The organism is Pedobacter sp. Bi126 (genome assembly GCF_918698245.1).
Lineage (GTDB): Bacteria > Bacteroidota > Bacteroidia > Sphingobacteriales > Sphingobacteriaceae > Pedobacter.
Genome location: NZ_CAKKMS010000006.1, coordinates 141,326 through 163,747 on the forward strand (window position 1 = coordinate 141,326; position 22,422 = coordinate 163,747).

Consider the following 22,422-nt stretch of genomic DNA (forward strand, 5'->3'; position numbering starts at 1 on the left):
AGGCGTATTGGTGGTTGTTTTTAAAAAGTATGTGCGGCGAGCAGCAAATTATCCTGCTGAACGGGTAAACCTGCAAGGTTATATCAAGCCTTATTCTCTCCCTTGTTATCCTTTGGCTCCAAAGGATATTCAGCTTCTCCACCGCTAAAAATTCTTGTCGCTATGCGGTCCCAATGCTTTCTGATATCTTCATCCGAAACTAACTGCCGCTTAAAGTTGAAAGGCGGGTTCTCATTATCTATTTTTTCTGGCAGATTTTCGTTTTTCATACTGGTATGACACCCGGTAGCGTTTTTAATACTCTATTAATCGATAAAAAGAATAATTTGAAAAAATGCCCTATACAAAGACGTTGTATATAAATATAGATTTGTCATCCTGTCCAAACGACTCCTACGGAGAGGGTTAATTTATTGTATAAAATCAATATTAATGACAGGAGAATTTAAGAGATTAAATCTCTTCAGATTATCGTCATTGCGAGAAGGCTTTTTCAGCCGACAAAGCAATCTTTATGGCAAGGATCACTAGCATGAAAGATTGCTTCGTCGTTCCTCTCACAATGACGACCTTTCTTTTGAATCTGTCAATGATAATCTGCCGAAGGCCCCATTTAAATACGTTTTAAGTTGTTTCGACCCAGCATCTGAAGTGAATTGTCTTTATGATATTCTGTGTGCAGATGCTATCTGGTTATCCTAAAATAATCGAAATCAGCATAGCCACCGGTACGTACGTCGCTACCGCTTGTACAGAAAATTCCGATTTTTGCGCCTATCCACTTATCAGGCTGCGCTTTAAATGTTTCCCCTATTTTGTGGTACAGTTCGCCATCTTCACTATATGAAAAGGTTACCTGCCCTTCCTCAACAACCTCGGCTCTAAGATAAACTGTACCCGACTTCAACGCCCTTTGAGTCAAAACTTGCTCAGTTCCGTTATTTGGAGCGTCGTTACAGATTATCTGTCCGATCTGAAATCCTTTTTCATTTTTAGAGACAGAGAGATAGGAATAGTCATTTCCCATAATGAGCAGTCCCGTCTTTTTCTCTTTCCAGGTATCCCATTCCACACTATAGTTAAGCTTGGTGGTGGCAGTGAAAGTAGGTGCAGGAAACTTCTGGAGAAGCAAATTCGGCACATTCCACAGGCCTTTATTAATTTGCGGATTGGGAAAGGCAAAAAGCCTTAGGTACCCGTTATTAGGGATCATTGCCGACCATTGCATTTTTTTATTGGCGTGCCACTGCCATTGCAGGCCCGGCTCAATGCCGTTAAATTCATCACTTTCTGATGGTACGGAGATTGGATGAGTTCCTGAAACCGATGGTTTAGTATAGACAGAAACCGGCTCTCCTATCCCGTCGCCATCCCCATCCGAACCGATAACCGGCCAGTCGTTCTTCCAGATTACAGGCTGAAGGTGAACTACACGGCCATAAAGTCCCTTGTCCTGAAAATGAAGGAACCAGTATTCATCCTTTGGCGTACGGACCAAAGCCCCTTGATGGGGCCCATTGATCGCTGTTTTGCCCTGCTCCATAACCTTACGCTCTTCATATGGACCATAAATATTTTTTGAGCGCATTACAAGCTGCCAGCCAGTTGCCACTCCACCGGCAGGCGCAAAAAGATAATAATACCCATTACGTTTATAAAATTTCGGTCCTTCTACCGTATGGTTTTTGCCATGTCCATCAAAAACGTGTTTTCCTTCATCTTCTACCTGAGTACCATCACTGTTCATCTTGAAAACGGTTAACAGGCTATTTACACCAGCCCGGCTTGCTGCCCATGCTACTGCCAGATAGGTCTGTCCATCATCATCAAAGAATACACTTGGATCGATAATCCCCTTGCCTTTAAGGATAAGTACAGGTTTTTCCCACCTTCCGAGGGGATTTTTGGTCCTGACCATAAAGATCCCATAATCGGGATCCGGATAATAGATCCTGAACTCTCCTTTATGGTAATTTATACTAGGTGCCCAAACGCCCTTTCCGTGCTGAGGAATATCATAAACCTCTGCTGGTTCCTGGATTTTGAGTGCATGGTTAACCAAGGTCCAGTTTACCAGGTCCCTGGAATGCAAAATAGGAAGTCCTGGAATACAGTTGAAACTTGAGGCGGTCATATAATAATCCTCTCCGACCCTGATCGCGTCGGGATCGGAATAATCAGCATGTATAACCGGATTTTTATATGTCCCATTTCCCAGGTCGGCAGTCCATACTTTTGATAGATTATCCTGACCATAAGTCAGGTGCGCACCTAAGATTAAAAGTATGATTAAAGAATATTGTGGTATTTTCATTTTTACATCATTATTTTATTTATGGAATAATCCGTCCCGTTTATAGTTATTATAGTGCTGAAACCTGAGCAGTTTTCCTAAGTTCATTATGGGGCATCAATTTTATTAAAATATTGTGAGCGAGACTGTTGAATTAAGTCTCGGTTTTCCGGCTGCAGCAGGCATATGGGTCTACTAAAACTAAATATGAAAAATGGCAGCCAAAAATTAAATCAGACGTCCCGCCCAGCAATATTCCGCAAAGAGAGCTACATAGGTTATTAGTATACTAAAGGTTTAATTTAGCTTCATTCCTTTTTGAAGTTTTTCCAACCTCAACAGCGCTTCTATATAATAATAATCTGCGTATATAATCGATGTATCAATTTCAGATCCATTGGGCTTATGCCCTGTTGAATGTAGCAGAAAGGCTGTATTCTTATTTCTACTCTGGTATGCTGATGAAGAAAGGGAAGTGAGCATGAGTACTGCAGCTTTCCTGTATTTTTGTGATTTCGCCTTATCCTTAACAAAAGTAGAAAGCTCCAAAAGTCCTGATGCGACCACTGCCGCGGCAGATGCATCTTTAGGGGCATTGGGGATTGAAGGATCATTAAAATCCCAATAAGGAATTCCATCTGCTGGCAATTTTGCCAGATAAACGTCGCTTACCTTTTGGGCAAATTCAAGAAATGCAGGATTACCTGTCTCACGGAAACACATGGTATATCCATAAATGGCCCACGACTGGCCACGTGCCCACATGGAGTTATCGGCATATCCCTGGTGGGTTAATCCTTTAATTTTTTTCCCCGTCTCCCTGTCATAGATCACCGCATGGTATGCAGAATAATCAGGTCTGAAATGATTCTTCATGGTTACCTCGGCATGGAAAAAAGCAATATCATATAATCTTTTCCCTCCTCCGTTTCGGGATGCCCAAAAAAGCATTTCCAGATTGATCATGTTATCAATAATGGTATTATGCTGTGGCCATTGCATTCCGGGAACTTCCCTTGGCCATGAGCGGATTGTTCCCACCTTTGGGTTAAACAGGGTGGCCAAAGTATCGGCTGTTTTGAGTATAATCTCTTTATATTTAGGGTTTTTGGTAAGTCTATATCCGTTCCCATAGCTGTTAAATATCTGGAAGCCCAGGTCATGGTCGAAAGCCGGCTGCTGCGAAAGAGGTATAAGCGCTGATGAAAAAACCTCAGCCTCAGCAAGAAACGTTTTTGATTTTGTTGCTTCATAACTATACCACAGTATTCCAGGCCAAAAACCACTACACCAGTCCTTATAACCTACAAACTTCCATTCAGATGAACCGGGAATAATACTTCTTGGAATATTGTCTCCATGATGAGGAATAATTTTCAAAGTCTTTTTTGCCTGTTCGGTACAGTAAGCCAACTGCCTGGCCGCATTAATCTGCGCGAAGGCAGGCCTGCCGAAAAAAAGCAGTAAGGTAATGATGGCAAAAGCTGTATATCTCATGTTGTGCATATTACCTAGACAACAAATACAGAAAGATATACTCACCAAATTCGAACTGGCAGTATAGGTTATTGCCTGTACTATTCGAAATAACTACATATTTCTGTTGGCAACAGAAGTATCCATCTTAAATCACATGGATAAGATATACGAGCATGCTTTTTTATGAAGCCAAAATTCCTGTTGCGTGTGAGTAAGCGGCACCAAGCATTGCAGCGTCTTCCCATAATGCGGTTATCCTCAATTCGGCCCGAATTCCCTGCTGGTGCAGTGCATTCTGGGTCTTGTTCAGAAACAAAGGATGTGCTTTAGCTATATTTCCTCCAATGATGACCACTTCTGCATCGTGCGCCTTGATAAAAGGAAAAAGAAAGTCTGCAAGGCTTCTGGCAAAATCATTAAAAAGCACAGGCACCATAGGATCACTTTCATATAGATCGACCAGTGCTTTTGTATCTTTTACCTTCTTTCCGGAGAGTTCTTCGTAACGTTTCACAAACCATCTGGTGGAAATATAATCCTCTGCTATCCCCTGCTTAAATGAACTCACCCCGAGGTTTGCATCGGTAGTTTTCCTTCCAATACTCACGGCCGATCCCAGACCGGTACCCAATGTGATGCCTATCGCCCTGTTGAATCCCAAAGCATTGCCGCCGTTAACTTCTCCATGGAGAAAAGCCTCTGCATCATTTCTAAAAATAATATTCTCTGGCAACAGCCCCAGCTGCTCGATCAAAACAGCCTTAATATCTGTAAGATACAGGGATTCATATTTATTCATATTCTTGATCAACGATATCCCATTTACATAATCGAAGGGGCCAGGCATGGCAATCCCTAAAAGTATTTCGTCTGGGGAATGGTTCCCGATAATATTTTTAAGTACACTGATCCATGACGCTAATATATCTTCCTTTGTGCCATGTGTATTAACGTGGCTACGCACACGGGAGTGATCTACCACTGAATGTGACCTGAAATCAATGATTGCAGCTGTAATATGTGATCCACCGATATCAACACCTATCATAAGTGGTTTTATTTTTTTATTCATTTAGTTGAAGTATTTTTTCCTGACACTGTTCATTATCGTTTTAACAGTATCGACCATATGAACACAGACATAAAAATCGCTGTTCAATACTCTTTCAGGTTTTATTTCGTAAAGTCAATACAAGCATATTAGTTCGGCTCCCCCCATGCCCAATATCATTAAGTTAGGCACCCCGGTCGTCAGTCTGTCCAAAGGACTCCTGTGGAGAGCGTAGTCTAAGATTTCTTGAGATTGATGACCCGCAAATAAATGCCCTTCGACTACGCTACCATTGACGTTATTCTATAAACAACTATTAATCAATATTTTAGCCACCGTCAAATTTCCATCCAGCTAGGCCATAGCACGGTATCCCCGTTCTACTTAAATCCGGCCTAACAAATTTTTCGGGCTCCACCGACCCAGCCTACCCACTAGCTTTGAAAGAAAAATTTTCAGCCGGTGTTTTTTGTTTCTTTTTGACAGCAAAAAGAAAGAGCCCCATCGGCGGCGGCGAGCCGAGGCAAGGATGAGCCTCTGGGCAAAAAAAGATATGCGTCATTCATATTGATTTTTATACAATAAATTATCCCTCAGGGTGACATCTTTTTCCGACTTATTCCTTAACTTAAAGACATTACGCCCATACCAAGAATATTCTATCTTTATTTTGAACTTTTACTTACAAAACCCATTAAAAACACCAACCAGATCTAGGAAACAGATATAACAATGGCAATGCCCCTACCATCTATCATAGCGTGCCCGCTACCATATTTTTTCTAAAATTAAATAAATCCCCTATGCTCCATCAGGTAAGCCAATGCTTCCTTTACTGCCTGTTGACCATCTTTCGGATTAAATCCTAATTCGTTTCTTGACTTCGAAATATCAAAATCCTGCTGCAATCCTGAAAACATAGCAATATCTTTAGTAGTGAGCAGTGGAGGTTTTCCAATTATCTTAGCTGAAAGCTCCATAAAACCTGCAATAGCATATAAAATAAACTTTGGCACAGTTCCAGGTACTTTGATCTTCAATTCAGGATAAAGTTTTTGTGCCAATTTAGTTGTATCGGTAATGGTCATACATTTTTCGTTGGCAAGGATATAACGCTCACCAGACCGGCCTTTCAGCGCAGCAAGGTAACAGCCTTCTGCTACATCTTTAACATCTACCCAGTTAAGGGTAATTCTGGTATCCATGGGGATCTGCTTGTTAAGAATCAGTTTTAGCACATTATAGGAAACATTTAACGGAAGAAACGCTTCACCTCCTATCATTGCTCCGGGCATAACCGATACCAATTCTATACCGAATTCTCTTGCCAGATCAAAAGCCAGCTTTTCACCGTCATTCTTGGAATTGTAGTACATATCTCTCCGGTCGGAATTGTATCCGTTGCTTTCTTTTGTTGGAAGATTGGTATAATCCAGTGCAGCAATTGAACTTACATAGACGATTCTTTTTACGCCCGCTTCTGCAGCTGCTTCTATCGTATTCCGGGTCCCCATCATATTCACATCGTAGATTTCTTTCTTGGGGTTTTTAGCCCACAGCTTGAAGGCGGCACCCACTGCAAAAAAAGTATCAACATCCTGCAGTGCGCGCTTAAAGGAAGCTTTATCCGTTATATCTGCCTGAACGACCTCGCAGTTCAGATCCTTGAAACATTCCTTGCTTTTGATATTACGGACTGAAGCCCTTACCGGGATCCCTTTTTCGATCAAAAGTCTCACAAGGTTGTTGCCTAAATGCCCATTGGCACCGGATACCAGTACTAGTTTTTTATTTGTCATAGCCGTTGATTTTAAATGCTGTGACAAAGTTGAACTTTGCAGATTTAAAACGACTTCACAAATGTTACCTAATGATCTTCTTTCTGATACGGCTCAGACTTTTAGGGTTCATCCCAAGAAAAGACGCAATGTATTGCATGGGAACATTCTGGAGAACTTCGGGGTACTGGTTCATCATTTTTAAATAACGCTGTTCCGCATCAAGGGTGGCCAGCTCCCTGGCACGTGTTTCATTATAGGATAAGGATTGTTGAAATACCAAAAAGCTAAAATCCTTAAAAGTGGGGCTCTGTTGTATAAGCTGATCAAGATCTGCTTTACTGATGCGCAAAAGTTCACATTCGGTAATACATTCCAGATTTTCTTCAGACTTTTTCTGGTTCGTAAAATCAGCATAGGAGGTAATGAAACCAGGCGGACAGTTTATATGCGTTGTAACCTCATCGCCCTTATCATTGTAATGGAATAGCCTCGCAAAACCCGAAACCACAAAATATAGATGCCCGGGTACCTTCCCTTCTTCTTCGATTATCCGGTTTTTCGGATAGCTCACCGGATCAAAGTACTGTACACACAAATCTCTATCCCGGTTAGAAAGTTGTAGGCTTTTTGTAATAAGACTTATAAGTTGACCGTGCATGGTACAAAGATAAAAAAACAATGCTGATCAATCCCAAATGAAACCTGTTCCGCACTTCTAGGAGAAAAGAAGTGCCTGAGTCAGAGTTTTAATAACCTGGCTTAATTTTTAAACTCGCGGACTTCCGAATAACCGGCAGATTCATAAATTGGACATGACGATGCGATCTCTGCCGCCTCATCCAGATTATTTGCCTTTAATAATATAAATCCACCTACGATCTCCGTCCCCACTTTATGGGTTGCTAGGATGATTGTTGTGCCATCACCCCTGATGAGTCTACCCTCTAATGTTAAGGAGCTCCCCCCAACTAAACGGCCATCAACTTTTAACCGGGTAAGCCACTCGCTCCAGTGCTGCTGATGTATCCGTAGATATTCATCCGAATGTTCATCCATTCTCCCGTCAGGTTCTCTGAATAAAATGATATAATCTTTCATAAAAAAATAATTTCGGTAAAAATAAAACGAATCCGATATAAATACAACGAAAATATTAAATTTGTTATTTTATATTAGCCACATGAAACCTTTAGTAGAACTAATTACCGCCTGGCAGGCTTTTGCTGATGCACATCGCGACGCAGATGTTGAAAGTTTCTGTTACGATTACCTAACAAATAAAAATCAGAAAGATGGTCCTGATCCCGAAATGGATATTTTGCTTTCAAAACTGATAGGCAAATCGGGCAGTCTGATTAAAACATACCTTAAGCTGGCATTAAGGCAGATCCCGGACATGGAAATGGAGTGGTTTTATATCTTAGATACGCTTAACGACCATAAGGAAATTAGGAAAACAGATGTGATCAGTTTTCGTCTCCTATTGGAACCCACAACAGGTATAGATATTCTGAACAGGATGCTTAAAGCAGGACTGATCAGTGAACGCGTTGACCCGGCAGATAAAAGAGCACGTTTAATTAAACCGACAGATAAGGGCATTGAAATTTATAATAAGGTAAACAGCTTGTTTAACCAGGTTATCTCCTTACTGTTTACATCTCTGAACAAAGAACAAAAGACCATGTTAATACGCTCATTGGGCAAACTGACCAATGAGCACTATGAAAAGATTGTAGAAAATAAAACACAGACAATAGCCGAGATTGAAACCTTTATAAAAAACTCAATTAAGTAGTCTTAACTGAGTTGGGTTACCAGATTATTCTCAGGTGACCGAAACCTCATAGTTCCGTAGTAAACAATTAATCTATTGATTTAAACATTTGATTAATTCAAATTAAATTTTATATATTTGCTGTATCATATGATAAATACAAAATGGCAAAACAGATAAAAGCTGAAAGTAACCTATCGACAGAAGAAAAAATTAAGGAGGCAGCACGTGTTGTATTTACTAAAAAAGGTTATGCAGGCACTAAAACCCGTGATATTGCAGAAGAGGCTGGATTAAATCTTGCGCTATTAAACTATTATTTCCGAAGCAAGGAAAAGCTATTTGAAATTGTTATGATGGAAAAGGTTAAACAACTTTTTTCATTTATTGCGCCTGCATTAAATGAAGAGGAAACCTCATTAGATGAAAAATTAGAACTGATTGCAAGCAGTTATATTGACATGCTTATCAAAAATCCCGATCTGCCTATATTTGTACTAAGTGAAATCAGGAACAACGCTGAAAGTTTTGGAAAAATGATACAATCAAAAGGATATGTCCTAAAAACACACTTTATACAGCAACTTGCAGAGCAGAAAAAGGATATCAATCCCATCCAGTTCTTTCTTAATTTTATGAGCATGATGATCTTCCCTTTTATTGCTAAACCTATTTTAACTGTGGCAGGCCCGGTTAACGATGAAACTTTCACTCAACTGCTCAAAGAACGCAAAGCACTGATTCCTAAGTGGATGAAAATGATGCTGGAATAGCTCATTTTTTTTGCCCATAATTTAATCAAATGAATAAATCAAAATATTAAACAAAATGATTAACCATGAAAAAGCAATTCCTTTTTTGCGCGTTTCAGTTATTAGTTCTTGTCAGTGGGGCACAAACTGCCAATAAGCTAAGCTTGCAGGATTGTTACCAACTTGCCGAACAAAATTACCCGCTTGTAAAACAGCGTGAACTCATTACAAAAACGGCTGGCTATACCATCGAAAATATACGGAAGGGTTTGCTGCCGCAGCTCAACATTTATGGACAGGCTACCTACCAATCGGCAGTAACGGCAATACCGATTAAACTACCAGGCGTAGACATTCCGGTTTTAAGCAAAGATCAGTACAAACTCTTTGCAGAACTTAATCAGGCAGTATATGATGGCGGTGAGATTAAGCAGCAGAAACAACTGCAAAAAAATAATGAAACATTAAACCAGCAACAGCTCAAAGCCGATCTTTACCAACTAAAAGATCGCATTAACCAGTTATTTTTCGGTGTACTGCTGCTTGATGAGCAGTTAAAACAAAATGCATTGGTTATAAAGGATATGCAGTTAGGTTATCATAAAACTGTTGCGTCGATAAAAAATGGCGTTGCTTTTAAAAGCAGTGGTGATATCATAACAGCCGAAATCTTAAGAAACAAACAACGTTCCATTGAGCTCATTGCCTCGCGTAAAGCTTATACCGATATGCTGGGCTTATATATTAACAGAGACGTTGATGAGCATACCGTTCTGATAAAACCTCAATCTGTAACCGTTTCGCATGAAATCAACCGACCGGAACTGCAGGTGTATAACCAGCAGATTAAAAATCTTGAGGTACAGAACAAGCTTTTTACCGTTAAAACCCTTCCTAAGCTGAACCTGTTCTTACAGGGCGGCATAGGGCGTCCGGCGCTGAATATGCTGAGCAATAACGTAGACGCTTATTACATCGGCGGGATTAAACTTACCTGGTCTCCATCTATATTTTATACCCTTAAAAAAAGCAGGGCACTGATTGATATTAACCGGAAAAGTATAGACATACAAAAAGAAACATTTCTTTTTAATACCAATTTGGTTTTAAAACAGCAGGATGCTGAGGTTAGCAAGTACAGGCAATTGTTAACATCGGATGATGAGATTATTGATCTCCGTACCAAAGTTAAAAGCACCGCTTTGGCGCAGTTGGCTAACGGTGTAATCACCAGCCGCGATTTTTTGAGTGAGGTAAACAACGAAGATCAGGCCCGTCAAAATAAAATCCTACATGAAATACAACTCTTAATGGCCCAATATAACCAACAGACTACAACTGGTAACCAATAATAACCCATCATGAAAAGAACACTATTACCACTCGCAGTACTCACATTAACAAGCCTGTTTTCATGCAGTAAAAGTGAAGACAGATATGATGCATCAGGTACTTTTGAAGCAGTTGAGACTATTGTTTCAGCTCAGGCATCCGGCATAATAAAGGAGCTTAACCTGGAAGAAGGTCAGGTATTAAAAGCCGGACAGACCATAGGCTATATTGATAGCATACAGCTCTATTTAAAAAAACAGCAGTTACTTGCACAGGTAAAAGCTACTTTGAGCTCGAAACCCGATATCCACGCCCAAACAGCTGCCCTGCAGGAACAGCTTTACCAGGCCCTGCGCGAACAAAAACGTACAGCCAGCCTTTTAAAATCAGATGCGGCTACACAAAAGCAGCTTGATGATGCCAACACACAGGTAGGCGTGATCAGAAAACAGATTACCGCACTCCAGTCTTCATTAGGTATTACTTCTGCAAGTTTAAACGATCAGACAGTACCATTAAGCGTACAGATCCAGCAAATTGACGATCAGCTCAGCAAATCCAAGATAGTTAATCAGGTTAACGGCACAGTATTGACTAAATATGCTGAGGTCAACGAAGGAACAGATGTTGGCAAACCTATCTACAAAATAGCAGCGTTAAATACCATTACCCTGCGCGCCTACATCACTGGGAACCAGCTCATCCATATCAAAGTTGGCCAGCAGGTAAAGGTATTGGTTGACGATACCAAGGACAGTTATAAAACTTATCCCGGTATAATAGAATGGGTGAGCAATAAAGCAGAATTCACACCAAAAACCATCCAGACCAAAGATGAAAGGGCCAATCTGGTTTACGCAATTAAAATAAGGGTAAAGAATGATGGGTATCTGAAAATTGGAATGTACGGAGAGGTTAAATTATAGACAATGGAAGCAGTTATTGTAAAAAACCTGGTAAAGATTTACGGTAAAGACAAAACTGCCGTTGATGATGTTTCTTTTCGGATAAATCAAGGTGAAATATTTGGACTGATCGGTCCGGATGGTGCAGGGAAAACAAGCATTTTCAGGGTACTGACTACCTTGCTGCTGCCTGATGGCGGATCGGCTAGCGTTGATGGTTTTGATGTGGTAAAGGATTACAAACAAATTCGCAGTAAAGTGGGTTACATGCCCGGAAAATTCTCTTTATACCAGGATTTGAGTGTGGAAGAAAATCTGAATTTCTTTGCGACGATTTTTAATACTACAGTAAAGGAAAATTACCACCTTATCAAAAATATTTATATCCAGCTGGAGCCTTTCAAAAGCCGCAAAGCGGGGCAACTATCAGGGGGCATGAAACAGAAACTGGCATTATGCTGTGCGCTTATTCATAAGCCCACCGTTTTATTTCTCGATGAGCCAACAACTGGAGTCGACCCTGTATCCCGTAAGGAGTTTTGGGAAATGCTCAAGCAGTTAAAGTCACAGCAAATTACCATTGTTGTATCTACTCCATATATGGATGAGGCCAATATGTGCGACAGGATAGCCCTTATACAGTCGGGAAAGCTTTTATCAATTGATAGCCCTAAAAACATAATTACATCGTATCCGGAACAACTGTATGCTGTTAAGGCCAACAATATGCACGTTCTTTTAAAGGTACTGCGCAAATACGAGCAGGTAATGAGTAGTTATGCTTTCGGAGAATTTGCACACGTTTCATTCAAGGACCCAGGATTTAATCCAGATCAGGCGATTACCTACTTAAAAGACCAGGGATTAAGTGATATTGAACTTAAAAAAACAGCAGTAACCATTGAGGATTGTTTTATTAAACTATTGTAATCATGAGCGAGGCCGTAATTAAAACAGATAAACTAACCAAACGTTTTGGTGATTTTATAGCTACCAACGAGATTACCTTTGAAGTGAATAAAGGAGAGATTTTTGGATTTCTTGGTGCAAACGGTGCAGGAAAAACGACTGCTATGCGTATGTTATGCGGGCTTTCCTTACCCTCATCAGGCGAGGCTACCATAGCTGGATTTGATGTTTATAAACAGACCGAGCAAATCAAAAAAAACATTGGCTACATGAGCCAGAAGTTTTCGCTTTATGAAGACCTTACAGTACTGGAAAATATCAATTTCTTTGGTGGAATTTACGGTTTAACTGATAAAGAGATCAAAACAAAAAGCATTGAGCTGATTGAACAATTGGGTTTACAACAACAGGCAAAAAAACTGGTGGCCTCCCTACCCCTTGGATGGAAACAAAAACTCTCCTTTTCAGTGGCGGTAATACATGAACCAAAAATTGTTTTTCTGGACGAGCCGACTGGTGGTGTTGACCCTGTAACCCGCAGACAGTTCTGGGACCTGATCTATGATGCAGCCGACAGAGGGGTAACCATTTTTGTAACCACCCATTATATGGATGAGGCAGAATATTGTAACCGGATTTCCATCATGGTTGACGGCTCTATACAGGCATTGGATACACCGGCGAATTTAAAGAAGGCTTTTAAGGCCAAAGATATGGACGAAGTATTTTACGAACTGGCACGTGGTGCAAAGCGAAGTGAATAAAACTCAAGCAAATGAAACAGTTTCTGATATTTATAAAAAAAGAGTTCGCACACGTAATCCGCGACCGGAAAACGCTCCTGATTCTGTTTGGAATGCCCATTGTGCAAATTCTGATATTTGGTTTCGCACTCACCAGTGAGGTAAAGAATGCCAAAATAGTGATTATGGACCAGGCGAATGATATTTCCTCAGAGCAAATTATAGCTAAAATAAAAGCAAGCAGATATTTTGAGGTAGAAAAAACGGTAATGAGCCACCAGCAAATGGAAAATGTGCTTAAACAGGGAGATATCAGGCTCGCTGTGGTTTTTCCTGCTAACTTCAATAACGACTTATTGCATCACAATCTTGCCCATATCCAGGTAATTGCCGATGCCTCCGATCCCAATAGTGCTACCACCTTGACCAGCTATATCGGTGCTATCACTCAGGATTATATGACAGGTATCCTTACAACCAATAACATACCTTACCGGATAACGCCTGAGATCAGGTTTCTATATAATCCCCAGCTCAAAGGCGCACCCAATTATGTACCCGGTGTGATGGCCCTGGTACTAATGCTGGTCTGCGTTATGATGACGGCTGTTTCCATTGTAAAAGAAAAAGAAACAGGTACAATGGAAATCCTTTTGGTATCGCCGTTCAGTCCTTTCAAAATAATCGTATCTAAAGCTGTCCCCTATCTGATCCTGTCACTTATCAATGTAACCTCTATTTTATTACTTAGTGTTTTTGTACTCGATATGCCTATAAATGGCAACATATTGCTACTCTTTGCCGAAAGCACATTATTTATCATTACCTGTTTAACAATTGGAATTTTCATCTCGGTAAAAACAAATAGCATGCAGGTGGCCATGTTGATTTCTTTAATGGGTATGATGCTGCCCACTATCCTATTCAGCGGTTTTATGTTCCCGATAGAAAATATGCCCTTACCCTTACAGGTTATTTCGAATATCATCCCTGCAAAATGGTATTACATTATTGTTAAAAGTATTATGATAAAAGGCCTTGGTTTTAGCGCTATATGGAAGGAAACACTTATCCTGGTGGGAATAACTGTATTTATGTTAGTTATCAGTTTAAAAAATTTTAAAATCCGCTTATCATGAGAACTATCAAATTTTTACTTCAAAAAGAATTCAGACAGATCTTCCGCAACCGGTCAATATTGGGGATGGTCATCTTTATGCCGATCGTGCAGTTAATCGTTCTGCCGTTAGCGGCCAATTATGAGGTAAAAAACATTAGCGTGGCGGTAATCGATAATGATCATTCCTCGTTTTCGAGGAAATTAATCGCTAAAGTAACCTCATCAGGATATTTCAGATTAACCGGGTACAATTTTTCATTTAACCAGGCATACCAACTGATCGAAAGGGATAAAGCTGACCTTATATTGGAAATACCCCAAAATTTTGAACGGAATCTGATCCGCGAAAATGAGCAGAAATTATTTGTAGCCGTAAATGCAATAAACGGTACAAAAGCCAACCTGGGAAGTGTCTATCTTATGAATGTAATCCAGGATTTTAATGGAGAAGTAAGATTGCAATTTATTCAGTCCCATAGGTTTAACCAACAGCCGATAATTGATGTTGCCGCGTCAAACTGGTACAACCCTATGCTTGATTATCATATTTTTATGGTTCCGGGAATTCTCGCTACACTCGTAACCATGATAGGCTGTTTTTTAACCGCGTTAAATATTGTCAAAGAAAAAGAAGTAGGTACCATCGAACAAATTAACGTAACGCCGATAAAGAAACATCATTTCATATTGGGCAAATTGATCCCATTCTGGATTTTGGGTAACGTGGTATTCACGCTTGGGCTTATCATAGCCTGGCTGGTTTATGGCATTGTTCCAGTTGGCAATTTATTATTACTATATGGTTTTATCACAGTTTACCTATTGGCTGTTTCAGGTTTTGGCCTGTTGATCTCCACCTTTTGCGAGTCGCAGCAACAGGCAATGTTTGTAATGTTCTTTTTTATTATGATTTTTATCCTGATGGGCGGCTTGTTCACTTCCGTTGACAGCATGCCCGACTGGGCAAAAATTGTTACCAGGTTTAATCCGGTCAGTTACCTGATCGAAGTAATGCGAATGATAATCCTTAAGGGAAGCGGACTTAAAAATGTATTACCACAGCTTGGTATTATTAGTTTGTTCGCCATCATATTTAATGGCTGGGCCATCTTTAATTACAAGAAGACTGGTTGACAGGTATCCGCTAGGGGTATTACAGTAAGCAAAGCTTTGAAAACCAGATAAACGATAATTTTATACCAGAATATGCAGATAAAAGAGGCTGTATCATAATATAGAATTATCATCCTGTCCAAGGGCTCTCCTTAGGAGAGCCTGTCAAAGGACCTTTTTTTAATATCTTAAAAGGCATTTCGACAGGCTCAACGTGACAAATTCGAAGTAAATTACAATTTATGATACAGCCTCATCTCTTTTGTTGATTTAATTCCAATCACTACCAATATCCTTACCAACATTGGGGTTTGCGTTCTTTTCAGATAGTGGGATAGGAAATAAAACATTTTTATCCTGAAAAGGCTGGGTACCATCTTCTATCTGCCTTTGCGAATTAATGGTCTGCTTAGCTATGCCCCAACGGATCAGATCAAAATAACGGGTCTGTTCGCCGGTCAGTTCCAATTGTCTTTCGCGCATCAGAATGGTCATTGCCTGAGATTGGCTGCCCAAACTGATATAAAGCGGCGCATTAACGCTCGGCCTGCTGCGCACCTGGTTAATCAGTGCCAATGGCTGCGATCCGGTATTGCCCTGTTGTATGTAAGCCTCGGCAAGCATCAGCAATACATCTGCATAGCGGATCACCTGCCCATTGATGCCACTTTGCGGGCCACCAAAGCTTGCTACTTTATTATAATACTCATATTTTAAATATTTGTATCCGGCTGAGGCATAGGGAAAGGCTACTGGCCCGGTTGCGCATTGCTGGCAATATTGGGTTTGCCCGCCACTGGCAGCATCTCCATAAAAAGTATAAGCTGCACGTGGATCGACGTAAGTGGCATTGGTTTGTGGGTTAGTGTAGGTAAAAGCTTTAACAGCAGTAGTGGTAATAAACACATTATTCCAATCGTTAAAGCCATATTCCTGTGCACGGGCAGAGTGGCTTGCTTTCCCACCCCACGTTTCCTGACCGCCAAACGCGGCATACTGGTTACCGATACCCCAATCGGTCCAAGCCTGGTTCATTACCTGAAAAATAGTTTCCTTATTAAGGGCTGTATTATTCTGATTCGGATCATCAAACAAGTTATTATAGATGGGCGCGAGCGCATAGGTGTATGGAGCCTGTGTCAGTTTGCTTAATTCAGTAACAGCATCTCCCCATTTTTTTTCGTACAGGTATGATTTACCAAGCAATGCAACCGCAGCCCCCCGGGTAGTACGCCCAAAACTGGCTGGAGCATATGAAATAGGAAGGTCAGCTTGTGCGTCTTTTAAATCCTGTTCAATAAAAGCCCATACATCTGCTACAGCTGCACGGGGCAGATTAATTTCTTCTGGTGTTGGCAAAGGGATATACGCTTTACGCAAAGGTACACGGCCGTACAGATTAACCAGGTTAAAATAAGCATAAGCCCTTAAAAATTTAGCTTCGGCAATATATTGCTTTTGATTGGCCTGTTCGGTTGCATTGGCAGGAGCCCAAGCCTGGGCACGGTTAATCACAACGTTTGACCTCATAACCATTCGGTATAACGATGACCACATGGCTTCTAACTGCGGTTGGTTAGCGGCAAAATTATATTGTGCCAGGGCCAATAAATCCCCCTGGAGTGGTTGAGCATTTTTGGCATCATAGCCCAGCAGATCAAAAATATAATACCATTCGCGGGCCCACAAACCAGAATGCAATAAAGTAGCGTAACTGGCTATCACGGCTTGATTTATGGCTGCATCACTTGTGAAATAAGTGTCATAGGTATATGCGCTTTTATTCTGTAAATCCAAATCCTTCTTACATCCCCCGGTTGCAATCATTAAAACTACAACAATCAGATATTTTATATATTTTTTCATCATTATGTCTTTAATATTTTTCATCATTAAAATCCAACTTGTATGCCCGCCAAAAATGTACGTGGCTGTGGTATCTGCCCATCATCAATACCCCGGTTAAATATATAATCGCTGGCCCCGCCATTAACACCACCATTGGTTTGGGTGCTTATTTCGGGGTCATATCCAGTATATTTTGTGATGGTAAATAAGTTTTGAGCTGCTACATAAACCCGCAACCTGCTTAATACATTACCGGAGAAAGAATTTAACGCCGTTTTTGTAAAAGTATAACCTAAGGTTACGTTACGTACCCGCAGGTATGATCCATTTTCAACAAAAAAATCAGAAGGCCTCAAATTCCCTGTTGCCGTAACATTTTGGCCTGCCCTTGGCAAAGCGGCAATATCACCCGGTTTTCTCCACCTGTTTAAAATGGCGGTAGAAGCATTATGTCCGGTTGAGGCATTTTCGGTGTAAAATTTAAGTGAATTGGCCAATTGAACACCCTGAACACCAGAGATGACGATATTTAGGTCGAAGTTTTTATAAGATGCCCCGGCATTAAAACCGTACGTAAACTTCGGAATTGGACTGCCCAGTACCTTCTGATCCTTACTATCCACAACACCATCGTTGTTAAGATCTTTAAATACAAAATCTCCTGGCAATAATCCATCCTGATATAGACTGGCTGGATTTCCAGTTTTTTGTCTGGTAGCTGCATTTAATGCATCAATTTCTGCTTGTGTGCTTGCTACATGATCAACCGCATAACCATAAAAAGCGCCAATAGGTGAACCTGGTTGTGTTAATGTAATACCATTTAAATTATTAAAGTATCCTCCAATTATAGGGGTTGACGATTGTGCACCTAGTGATAATGTTTTATTTTGGTTATAACCTCCATTTACACTTACATTGTAGTTAAAGTCACTGGTTTTATCAGCATAGGCCAACTGAAATTCGAAACCTTTATTTTGAGCATCTGCAGCATTGGTAATTAAGGTACTGCTGAATCCGCTTAATCCGCCAATGCCTACGCTGGTCGGTACCGGAATTCCCACTAGCAAACCACTGCTTTTTCGGTTATAATAATCAAAGGTAAGCGTAAGTTTGTTTTTCAGGAAACCCAGATCAAGCCCGATATCGGTCTGGTCTGTCTGTTCCCATCTCAACAATGGGTTTGCAATGGAAGTTACCGTAGTTCCGTTTACAAAACTTTTGTTATCCCCCAGTGAATAAATCAGGTTGCCGGTTGGCGAACCGCCAAAAGTAAATACCTGTGTTGTAGTTAAACCAAACTTATTATTACCTGTACGGCCCCACCCTATGCGAAATTTTGCATCGCTGATAAACGGAAGTGCCGATTTGACAAATTCTTCTTCGCTGATACGCCATGCAAAGCCAATTCCCGGAAAGTTACCATAACGGCTTTGAGGCCCAAAGTTTGAAGATCCGTCACGGCGGATACTTCCCGATAAGATATAACGATCGTTAAAGGTATATACCAAGCGGCCATAATAAGAGATAGCCCTGCCAAACTGTGTATAATAACCGGATGTGTTAGCCTGACTGGTGATGGTTGGCGCTACACCTATATCTTTTACATTGTCATTTAACATGCCTGTGCCCAATACGCTCAGGTATTTACTCGATCCGGCATCAATATAACTGGTACCTGCAGTTGCCGATATATTATGTTTGCCAAAAATACGGTTGTACGACAGGTAGTTTTCAAAAGTATAATTGGAATAACTGTTAAATGCACGGCCCGCCTGCCGACTGAAAGCCAGGTTGTTGGATGTAATATAAGGTATCTGGTATGAATCGTTTGTCGAAGTACCATATACACCCGCCAGCTGCGACCTTAAAGTTAAACCTTTAATAATATTTACTTCGCCAAAAACCTGCGGATACAATACCAGATCGTTGCTTGATAAGGTTTGAACGCCTAAACTCTGCAATGGATTTACGGCGTTACTGTTGTCATCAACATTGGTAAGGATAGAGTAGCCACCTAAAATAGCGGGATCGTATATCGGCTGATAAGGTGCATAGCTGATGGCGTTTAATATGCTTGCTGTCTGCCCGTTAGTGTTGGTATAACGGATATTAAGGCTTTGGCCGAAATGAAAACGCCCTAGTTTCTCATCTAGAGAAAAACGGCTGTTTAATCTTCTTAAACGGTAATCTTTAACAATAGCCTGCTGGGTTAAATAACCTAGTGAGAGATTATAGGTCACCTTTTCGCTGCCACCGCTTATACTTGCATTGTTTTGGGTGGATAAAGCCGTTTTAAATATTTCTTTTTGCCAATCGGTACGGTCAACACCTACAAAAGGAGTATTTAGTTTGGCCGGAGGCGTAAGGTTATTGGTAGCGGCTATATCTTTTATAAGATTGACATAGTCGTTTGCATTAAGCAGGTCAAGTTGTTTGCGCACCGATGAAGTACCAACCTGCGAGTCAAATAATATCTGCGGGATGCCACTTTTAGCCTTTTTAGTGGTAACGATAACCACACCATTAGCGGCAGCAACACCATAAATCGCGGTAGAGGCTGCATCTTTTAAAATCGTAATATTATCAATGTCCTGTGGGTTGATTGTATTAAAAAGATTGGCATCACCCTGTATGCCGTCAACAACATACAATGGTTCCACATTGGTAAACGAACCAGTACCGCGTACAATAATCTGGGCATTTGAACCCGGGGTGCCATTTGAATTTAATACCTGTACACCCGGGGCCTTACCGATAAGGAGCTGTGCGGCACTGGTATTGGTGTTAGCACCTGCATCCTTCGCGGCCACAACATTTACCGAACCTATCAGGTCCTTTTTTCTGGCAGTTCCATAACCTATTACCACTACATCATTAAGGGCACTTACATCACTCTGCAGTTTTATGTTCAATACTGTTTTTCCGTTTAATTTAACTTCCTGCTTTGCGAATCCTATGGAAGAAAATACGAGCGTAGCATCCTGTGGTACATTAACAGAATAAGAGCCATCGGTGCCAGTAACCATACCATTCTGCTTTCCTTTTTCCAATACAGTAACTCCGGGAAGCGGACTGTTATCATCGGCTGATGTTACAACTCCTTTAATGGTGACTGTTTGTGCCGTAACGCGCAATGCACTCATCGGCACAAGCAACAGCAGCAAGAGCCATAATCTGGCTGGTCCTAGCAGCCTTGTTAAATGGGTAATTTTCATGCTCATAATTGTTTTTTTGTATATAAATGGTTATTTCTAAATATTTTAAATGTCGGACTGAACCATGACAGAAATCTACAAGTCCGGGAATGCTTTGCATTAAAAGTGAAAGACGGTCTATATGGTCAGCGTTTCTAAAATAGCCATAAGCTGGTTTCAGAAAGGGCACATTTGATAAAAAATAGGTATATAAATGTTAACCTATTTGTTGCCTTAGCCTTGCCAGAAAATGGCAAATTGGGTATAAACATGGAATACTTGCATCAAGTCGACATGGAAAAACAAAGTCTAGAGGCATCCAAACAGGCATATGGAAAGAAAAAGCACTATCTGGTAAGGAAAAAGAAGACGCTGATACACTGCAGATGAACAAATCGAAAGCAGGTTCTATTTTATCTATAATAGGTACAAATGATAATCAGATCTTTACCCATGAAACAAGACAGGATTATCATCATGGTCATCATTTTTTTGTGGCTGTAAACTATTAATCCAGCGATGTGTTGCTCCAAGGATTTAGCGATAATCAGATCCGTTATATCATTCAGTTACCTAATGCTAAATGAGGTTTTAAAGCAATTGGTAATATTAACATCAGTACAAATATTTAGTTTAATGGTTAAAACCAACCTGATAGATCTGTTTCTTATATATGCTCGGTGCCATGCCAGTTAACTTTTTGAAGGTTTTAGAAAAGTAGGAAAGGTTATCAAATCCGGTCTGGGCACAAATCTCTGAATATGACATTCTACTTGTCGCCATTAGATACTGTGCCCGTTCAACGCGTTTTTCGTTTATATAATTCAAAGGCCTGGTTCCCGTATACTGTTTAAACTGCCTTGAAAAATAATCGGGATTTTGATTTACGCGAGAAGCAAGCTGATATACAGAAAGATCTGTATGCAAATTGATAAGGATATAATTTAAGGTTTCTGCAATTTTTACCGGTATAAGTTTGTGTTCCGGGCTTTTGAAAAGCTGGGGATTTAGGAACCTGGCAGTTAACAGCATCAGAATCCCTTGGGTTTCCAGATAGGCCGAAGCGTTCTGTTGATTGTTAAGCTCCTGATATTCTTTATAATAAATATCTTTTTCATAGATTTTAGGATTATCAGACCGGTTTATTCCTCTTCCAGGGTTAATCTGGAGCAGCCTGCCAAAAAGATTAAGGTCTGTTTCGGTGGCCGCTGTTTTCAATACATTTCTGTTATTGGCAAAAAGTGAACTTCCATCTGTCGAATCCTCAAAAAACTGGACAAAATACTGGCCCAGAGAATTCTTACAATTTAAATTACATAGGGTGAAACTGGGAACAATGTACAAATAGTCCGGCTCTAGCTTTAGCGAGCTTTCAGCATCTGATATTTCTCCTTCTCCCTCATCTATATAGTAAATGCGGTAGTACGGGCTGATCACATTCTTATAATTCCATTTGGCATTAAGTCGCACATAGTCAACATTGAGAAGTGAAAAGCTATGCCGTAAGTTTCTTTTGATCATTTCAAGTACAAATATGCAAACTGCTTTAATATCTCTGAACGTACGCGTAAAGATTTCAAATATAATAAAAATCGGTTTTTTACAACCGCCCTCTCCTCGATTAAATATGAAAGGGGATAAATTGAGAGCACCGATCAAAGGAAAGTACTTAAAATAATTGCAATCAAGCACTTTCAAACGCAGCTTAAGCTATTTTTTTTTTGCAATGATACTTTTTTAAACGAAAAAGACGAGCAAAGGAGGCGACAGAATAGAAATTAACAACGCTGCTTACAGGCATAGAAAAACACAAAAAGTCGGTTTTTAGCAAAAAAATCAGATTTGATCACTATTTCGAGATTATTTCATACAAATTCAAATATCAATTACTGACGGGATAATCTGAACTGATAATCAACCAAATAGAACAACACTAAGCCAATAATCGGCAATGATTACGTACTGATACAGCTCTATGTGGATGAGAAAACAGAACTGGCTCCAGAAGATATGATGATTGCAAAGCATATATGGCGGTTTATACTGTAATGAACAGGCGGATCAAACGTTTGCGCAGTCTTTATCCTTTTACATCAATGTAATTATGAATACATTGTATTGA

At 40.3% G+C, this 22,422-nt stretch carries 18 protein-coding genes; 8 read left to right on the plus strand and 10 right to left on the minus strand.

Annotated features, from left to right (window positions below):
- Positions 1 to 83: 83 nt before the first annotated feature.
- The 7 genes from LQ201_RS20790 to LQ201_RS20820 form a co-directional block, all read right to left on the minus strand.
- Positions 84 to 269 carry a hypothetical protein gene (locus tag LQ201_RS20790; protein WP_230145263.1) on the minus strand — a complete coding sequence of 62 codons (186 nt, stop codon included), beginning with the start codon at positions 267 to 269 and terminating at the stop codon, positions 84 to 86.
- Between the two features lie 416 nt (positions 270 to 685).
- On the minus strand, positions 686 to 2,314 hold the full coding sequence (locus LQ201_RS20795) for a glycoside hydrolase 43 family protein (protein ID WP_230145262.1): 1,629 nt from the start codon (positions 2,312 to 2,314) through the stop codon (positions 686 to 688).
- A 276-nt stretch (positions 2,315 to 2,590) separates the two neighbouring features.
- Positions 2,591 to 3,790: a glycoside hydrolase family 88 protein gene (locus tag LQ201_RS20800; protein ID WP_230145261.1), complete on the minus strand. Its 1,200-nt coding sequence runs from the start codon at positions 3,788 to 3,790 to the stop codon at positions 2,591 to 2,593.
- Between the two features lie 163 nt (positions 3,791 to 3,953).
- On the minus strand, positions 3,954 to 4,844 hold the full coding sequence (locus LQ201_RS20805) for an ROK family protein (RefSeq protein ID WP_230145260.1): 891 nt from the start codon (positions 4,842 to 4,844) through the stop codon (positions 3,954 to 3,956).
- Positions 4,845 to 5,611: 767 nt separating this feature from the next.
- Positions 5,612 to 6,622 (minus strand): NAD-dependent epimerase/dehydratase family protein, encoded by a 1,011-nt coding sequence (locus LQ201_RS20810; RefSeq protein WP_230145259.1) that lies wholly within the window; start codon positions 6,620 to 6,622, stop codon positions 5,612 to 5,614.
- A 64-nt stretch (positions 6,623 to 6,686) separates the two neighbouring features.
- Positions 6,687 to 7,262: a Crp/Fnr family transcriptional regulator gene (locus tag LQ201_RS20815; protein ID WP_230145258.1), complete on the minus strand. Its 576-nt coding sequence runs from the start codon at positions 7,260 to 7,262 to the stop codon at positions 6,687 to 6,689.
- A gap of 101 nt (positions 7,263 to 7,363) precedes the next feature.
- Positions 7,364 to 7,702, minus strand: a complete 339-nt coding sequence (locus LQ201_RS20820; protein ID WP_230145257.1) for a YciI family protein — start codon at positions 7,700 to 7,702, stop codon at positions 7,364 to 7,366.
- 82 nt (positions 7,703 to 7,784) lie between these two features.
- On the opposite strand from LQ201_RS20820, the gene LQ201_RS20825 reads away from it, so the two are divergent.
- The 8 genes from LQ201_RS20825 to LQ201_RS20860 all read left to right on the plus strand — a co-directional run bounded on the left by LQ201_RS20825 (position 7,785) and on the right by LQ201_RS20860 (position 15,276).
- Positions 7,785 to 8,402 (plus strand): MarR family winged helix-turn-helix transcriptional regulator, encoded by a 618-nt coding sequence (locus LQ201_RS20825; RefSeq protein WP_230145256.1) that lies wholly within the window; start codon positions 7,785 to 7,787, stop codon positions 8,400 to 8,402.
- A 143-nt stretch (positions 8,403 to 8,545) separates the two neighbouring features.
- A complete protein-coding gene (locus tag LQ201_RS20830) occupies positions 8,546 to 9,154 on the plus strand; it encodes a TetR/AcrR family transcriptional regulator (protein WP_230145255.1) in 609 nt (202 codons plus the stop codon).
- Positions 9,155 to 9,219: 65 nt separating this feature from the next.
- Positions 9,220 to 10,485, plus strand: a complete 1,266-nt coding sequence (locus LQ201_RS20835; RefSeq protein WP_230145254.1) for a TolC family protein — start codon at positions 9,220 to 9,222, stop codon at positions 10,483 to 10,485.
- A 9-nt stretch (positions 10,486 to 10,494) separates the two neighbouring features.
- Positions 10,495 to 11,391: an HlyD family secretion protein gene (locus LQ201_RS20840; RefSeq protein ID WP_230145253.1), complete on the plus strand. Its 897-nt coding sequence runs from the start codon at positions 10,495 to 10,497 to the stop codon at positions 11,389 to 11,391.
- A 3-nt stretch (positions 11,392 to 11,394) separates the two neighbouring features.
- Complete coding sequence (locus LQ201_RS20845) at positions 11,395 to 12,300, plus strand: ABC transporter ATP-binding protein (protein ID WP_230145252.1); 906 nt, start codon at positions 11,395 to 11,397, stop codon at positions 12,298 to 12,300.
- 2 nt (positions 12,301 to 12,302) lie between these two features.
- Entirely contained in the window at positions 12,303 to 13,043 is a 741-nt protein-coding gene (locus tag LQ201_RS20850; RefSeq protein WP_230145251.1) for an ABC transporter ATP-binding protein, read from the plus strand.
- A gap of 11 nt (positions 13,044 to 13,054) precedes the next feature.
- Positions 13,055 to 14,161, plus strand: a complete 1,107-nt coding sequence (locus tag LQ201_RS20855) for an ABC transporter permease (RefSeq protein ID WP_230145250.1) — start codon at positions 13,055 to 13,057, stop codon at positions 14,159 to 14,161.
- Positions 14,158 to 15,276 (plus strand): ABC transporter permease, encoded by a 1,119-nt coding sequence (locus tag LQ201_RS20860; RefSeq protein WP_230145249.1) that lies wholly within the window; start codon positions 14,158 to 14,160, stop codon positions 15,274 to 15,276. The genes LQ201_RS20855 and LQ201_RS20860 overlap by 4 nt, the downstream gene beginning before the upstream one ends.
- A gap of 249 nt (positions 15,277 to 15,525) precedes the next feature.
- Here LQ201_RS20860 and LQ201_RS20865 read toward each other — a convergent pair whose 3' ends face one another.
- From LQ201_RS20865 to LQ201_RS20875, 3 genes are all read right to left on the minus strand, one after another.
- Positions 15,526 to 17,121: a RagB/SusD family nutrient uptake outer membrane protein gene (locus LQ201_RS20865; protein ID WP_230145248.1), complete on the minus strand. Its 1,596-nt coding sequence runs from the start codon at positions 17,119 to 17,121 to the stop codon at positions 15,526 to 15,528.
- A 26-nt stretch (positions 17,122 to 17,147) separates the two neighbouring features.
- Positions 17,148 to 20,321, minus strand: coding sequence for a TonB-dependent receptor (locus LQ201_RS20870; RefSeq protein WP_230146685.1), 3,174 nt, complete (start codon positions 20,319 to 20,321; stop codon positions 17,148 to 17,150).
- 612 nt (positions 20,322 to 20,933) lie between these two features.
- Positions 20,934 to 21,821 (minus strand): AraC family transcriptional regulator, encoded by an 888-nt coding sequence (locus tag LQ201_RS20875; protein WP_230145246.1) that lies wholly within the window; start codon positions 21,819 to 21,821, stop codon positions 20,934 to 20,936.
- Positions 21,822 to 22,422: the final 601 nt, after the last annotated feature.